This window comes from Streptomyces fuscigenes (genome assembly GCF_021556455.1).
Classification (GTDB): Bacteria; Actinomycetota; Actinomycetes; order Streptomycetales; family Streptomycetaceae; genus Streptomyces; species Streptomyces fuscigenes.
In genome coordinates this window covers 1-4,544 of the sequence record NZ_JAKGCV010000437.1, presented here as the reverse complement: position 1 = coordinate 4,544, position 4,544 = coordinate 1, and the positions used below count along the sequence as shown (strand labels likewise).

The 4,544-nt window shown below is 74.6% G+C and carries 4 protein-coding genes and 1 pseudogene; all 5 read right to left on the bottom strand.

Annotated elements, in window-relative coordinates; genetic code table 11:
- Window positions 1-180: pseudogene (locus L1885_RS24135) on the bottom strand (RDD family protein); the annotation flags it as partial.
- Window positions 177-914, bottom strand: coding sequence for a response regulator transcription factor (locus L1885_RS24130; RefSeq protein WP_235799276.1), 738 nt, complete (start codon window positions 912-914; stop codon window positions 177-179). The gene L1885_RS24130 and the pseudogene L1885_RS24135, both read right to left, overlap by 4 nt.
- A 168-nt stretch (window positions 915-1,082) precedes the next feature.
- Window positions 1,083-2,351 (bottom strand): S1C family serine protease, encoded by a 1,269-nt coding sequence (locus L1885_RS24125; protein WP_235799275.1) that lies wholly within the window; start codon window positions 2,349-2,351, stop codon window positions 1,083-1,085.
- 202 nt (window positions 2,352-2,553) lie between these two features.
- The gene (locus L1885_RS24120) at window positions 2,554-3,588 is read right to left on the bottom strand and encodes a LacI family DNA-binding transcriptional regulator (protein ID WP_235799274.1); all 1,035 of its coding nucleotides are present in this window, start codon (window positions 3,586-3,588) and stop codon (window positions 2,554-2,556) included.
- Window positions 3,589-3,768: 180 nt separating this feature from the next.
- Window positions 3,769-4,473, bottom strand: coding sequence for a response regulator transcription factor (locus tag L1885_RS24115; RefSeq protein WP_235799273.1), 705 nt, complete (start codon window positions 4,471-4,473; stop codon window positions 3,769-3,771).
- Window positions 4,474-4,544 lie beyond the last annotated feature (71 nt).

Genomic DNA, 4,544 nt, shown 5'->3' with positions numbered 1-4,544 from the left:
CGCGCGGCCCGTGTCGGTCGCGCCGTGGCCCGTCCCGTACGCGCCGGGACCGCTCGTGCCGGGACCGTACGCGCCGGGGTCCGGGTACGGCGCCCCGGCGCCCGCGCCGCCGCCCTCCTCGACGGGGCCCGTCGAGCCGTGCGTGCCGTCCGGCCGTTCGGGGGGCGGGGAGCCCGTCATGCGGGGCCGCCGTCGGAGCGCAGCACGTAGCCGACGCCGCGCACGGTGTGGACCAGGCGGGGCTCGCCGCCCCCCTCCGTCTTGCGGCGCAGGTACATCACGTACACGTCCAGGGAGTTGGAGCTCGGCTCGAAGTCGAAGCCCCACACGGCCTTCAGGATCTGCTCGCGGGTGAGCACCTGGCGCGGGTGCGCGAGGAACATCTCCAGCAGCGTGAACTCGGTGCGGGTCAGCTCGACCCGGCGCGCGCCGCGCGTCACCTCGCGGGTGGTCAGGTCCATCCGGAGGTCGGCGAACGAGAGGACGTCGTCCTCGGGGACGTCCCCGCCGCCCGCCGCGGACGCCAGGTAGGAACTGCGCCGCAGCAGCGCCCGGATGCGCGCGAACAGCTCGTCCAGCTCGAACGGCTTGACCAGGTAGTCGTCGGCGCCCGCGTCGAGGCCGGTGACCCGGTCGCCGACCGTGTCGCGGGCGGTGAGCATGAGGATCGGCACCGTGGAGCCGCCGTTGCGGAGCCTGCGGGCCGCGGTCAGGCCGTCCATCCGCGGCATCTGGATGTCCAGCACGATCAGGTCGGGCGCGTACGCCTCGGTCTTGGCGAGGGCGTCGAAGCCGTCGACGGCGACCTCGGTGTCGTACCCGTCGAACGTGAGGCTGCGGCGCAGCGCCTCGCGCACGGCCGGCTCGTCGTCGACGATCAGGATCCGCTGGGTGTCCGCCTCGGCGGAACTCATGTCGCTGCTCCCTCGTCCGTCCAGACCCTCGTTGTCGTATCCGAAGGTAACGGAGTCGGCCACGGGTGGTTCGTCCTCTCCTCGGTGGCGCGGTGGCGCGGTGGCGCGGTGGCGCGGTGGCGCGTGCCCCGGGCGGCGCGGGCGGGGCGCCCGCGCCGTGCGCCGGGGTCAGTTGGCGGAGCTGCCGCCGTCGCGCAGGGTGTTCAGGTCCGCCTTGACGGTGTTGATCGGGATGGCGAACCCGAGGCCCACGCTCCCGGCCGAGCCGGAGTCGCTGCTCGAACCGCTGCCGGAGGACGGCGCGTACATGGCGGAGTTGATGCCGACGATGTCGCCGTTCATGTCGATCAGGGCGCCGCCGGAGTTGCCCGGGTTGAGGGACGCGTCGGTCTGGAACGCCTTGTACGTCGTCGTCTGGCTGCCGGTGTCGCCGTTGAACTGCCGGCCGCCGAACTCGAAGGGCCAGTTGTCGCTGCCGCCGGACCCGTCGCCGCCGGACCCGTCCCCGCCCCCGCCGAAGAGGCCCCCGCCGCCCTGGCCCTCCTGGCCCTGCCCCTGGCTCTGGTCCTGGCCGCTGCCGTCCTCCTTCGGGACGGTGACGTCGCGGTTCAGCGACGAGATGATGCCGCTGGTCACCGTGCCCTGCAGGCCCTGGGGGGAGCCGATGGCGACGACCTGGTCACCCACGCGGACGCCGTCCGAGTCGCCGAGCGTGGCGGTCTTCAGCCCGCTCGCGCCCTCCAGCTTGATCAGCGCGAGGTCCTTGGCCGGGTCGGTGCCCATGACGCTCGCCGTGTAGGTCTTTCCGGTGCTCATCCTCACCTTGACCTGGGAGGCGCCCGAGACGACGTGGTTGTTGGTGAGGACCTGGCCGTCGGACGTGATGACGATGCCCGAGCCGATCGACTCCCCGCCCTGCGAGTCCGCCGTGATCTCGACGACCGTGGGGGAGACGGCCTGGGCCACCCCGGCGACCGTGCCCTTGCTGCTCTGCGAGACGGTCGTGCCGCTGACACCGACGGTCGTGCTGGCGTTGGGGTTGTTGTCGGCGTTCTTCGTGAGCACGGTCGCCACCCCGCCGCCGACGACGGCCGCCGCGAGCGCCACGGCCGCCACCAGGGCGACGGGGCCCCGGGCGCGCCGGCGGGTCGCGCCGTGCCCGCCCTGGCCGGGGGCGTGGGCGGGCGGCGGCGGGAAGGCCGGGTCGGCGAACGCGGCGTAGGGCCCGTGGGCCGCGCCGGTCGCGGAGGTACCGGCCGCCGGCTCGCTCCCGGCCTCGTGGCCGGCCGGCGCGTACGGGGCGCCGGGCTCGCCGGGGGATGACGCGTACGGCTGCTGCGATGCCTGGTGAGGCTGCTGCTGCGCCTGCTCAGGCTGCTCGCCGAAGGACTGGTCGTCGCTGTGGTGGCTGTCGCGGTGCCCGAAGAAGTTCGTCATGCCTATGACTTTCCGACCGTGACATGAGAACACTATGAGGACGCTGTGAGAAGCCCGACAGAAGTGCGTATGCCCGATATAAGGACGGGCGGCCGCTCGGCGCGGGAGCCGGGCCGGCGGCGCGGCGTGCGGGGCGGCGGCTCGACGGCCGGGGACTGCGGCGACGGGGCTTGCCGCGCGGCCGGGCCCCGTCCGGCGGGGTTCAGGAGCAGCCGCAGGAGCGGCGCACGATCAGCGCCGACGGGAACTGCCGCACCCGCCCGAACGCCCCGTCCCGGCGGCTGCCGGGGACGCGCAGCCCGTCGTCCAGCACCAGGTCGACGGCCGCGCGGGCCATGGCGGGGCGGTCGGAGGAGACCGTCGTGAGCGGCGGGTCCGTCAGGCCCGCCTCCTTGACGTCGTCGAACCCGGCGACCGCGAGTTCGCCCGGGACGTCGATGCGCAGCTCGCGGGCGGCCCGCAGCACGCCGATGGCCTGGTCGTCCGTCGAGCAGAAGACGGCGGGGGGCCGGTTCGGGCCCGCGAGCAGGTCGAGCGCGACCTTGTACGCGTCGTAGCGGTTGTACGGGGCCTCGAAGAGCCGGCCCTCGATCGACCGGCCCGACTCCAGCATGGCGCGCCGCCACCCCTCGACGTGGTCGGCGACCGGGTCGCCCACCGACGGGGTGCTCGCGACGCCCCCGACGCACGCGACGTAGGGGTGGCCGTGCTCCAGGAGGTGGCGGGTCGCCAGCTGGGCGCCGCCCACGTCGTCGGTGACCACGGCGACGTCGTCGAGGGACTCGGGCCGCTCGTGCAGCAGCACGACCCGGGCGTCCCAGGCGTCGATCTCCGCGGCGGCGCCCTCGCTCGGCCCCTGCGCGACGAGGATCAGGCCGGAGACCCGCATGCCGAGGAAGGCCCGCAGGTAGTGGACCTCGCGCTCGCCGCGGTAGTCGGAGTTGCCGACGAGGACCATCTTGCCGCGCTCGGCGGCGGCCTGTTCGACCGCGTGCGCCATCTCCCCGAAGAAGGGCTGGCGCGCGTCGGGGACGATCATTCCTATGAGGTCCGTACGGCGGGACGCCATCGCCTGCGCGACCCGGTCGGGCCGGTAGCCCAGCTCCTTGATCGCGGCCAGCACCCGCTCGCGGGTGGCCGGGGCGACCGGCCGGGGCCCGTTGTTGATCACATAGCTGACCACCGCGGTCGAGGTACCCGCCAGTCGTGCCACATCGTCCCGCGTCACCTTGGCCACGCACGGGAGTCTACGCGGGATGAACGCCGTCCACGCCAGTCCTTCCGGCCCGCGGACAGCCGTGTGCGCAGGGCCGCGCGGCCGGGTTCCCGCCCGCTCGTGAGCGCTCCGGCGGGCCTCGCCCCCGCCTCCGCGTGAACGCTCCCGAAGGCGGCGCGGAGGCCAGGCCGCGCCGGGGCCCTACGCCATCGCCATGTGGTCGCTCGACTCCGGCTTCTCCGGGGAGACGAAGCGGTAGCCGACGTTGCGGACGGTGCCGATCAGCGACTCGTGCTCGGGGCCGAGCTTCGCGCGCAGCCGCCGGACGTGGACGTCGACCGTGCGCGTGCCGCCGAAGTAGTCGTAGCCCCAGACCTCCTGGAGGAGCTGGGCGCGGGTGAACACGCGGCCCGGGTGCTGTGCCAGGTACTTCAGCAGCTCGAACTCCTTGAAGGTCAGGTCGAGGACCCGCCCCTTGAGCTTCGCGCTGTACGTCGCCTCGTCGACCGACAGGTCCCCGTTGCGGATCTCCGCCGGGCCCTCGTCCGAGGTGATCTGCAGCCGTCCGACGGCGAGCCGCAGGCGCGCCTCGACCTCGGCCGGTCCCGCGGTGTCGAGCAGGACGTCGTCCACGCCCCAGTCGGCGGTGACCGCGGCCAGGCCGCCCTCCGTCGCCACCAGCAGGACGGGGCAGCCGGGGCCGGTGGACCGCAGCAGCTGGCACAGCGAACGCACCTGGGGCAGGTCGCGGCGGCCGTCGACGAGGAGCACGTCGGCGCCGGGGGTGTCCATGAGCGCGGCCCCCTCGGCGGGCGCCACGCGGACGGTGTGCATCAGCAGGCCGAGGGCGGGCAGCACCTCGGCGGACGGCTGGAGCGCGTTCGTGAGGAGCAGCAGGGAGCTCATCGCGCCTCACCCGCCCGGGCCGCCGGCCGTGGCCGGTGCGGCGGCGCCGCGCGGCGCGGGGGCCGCGCTCC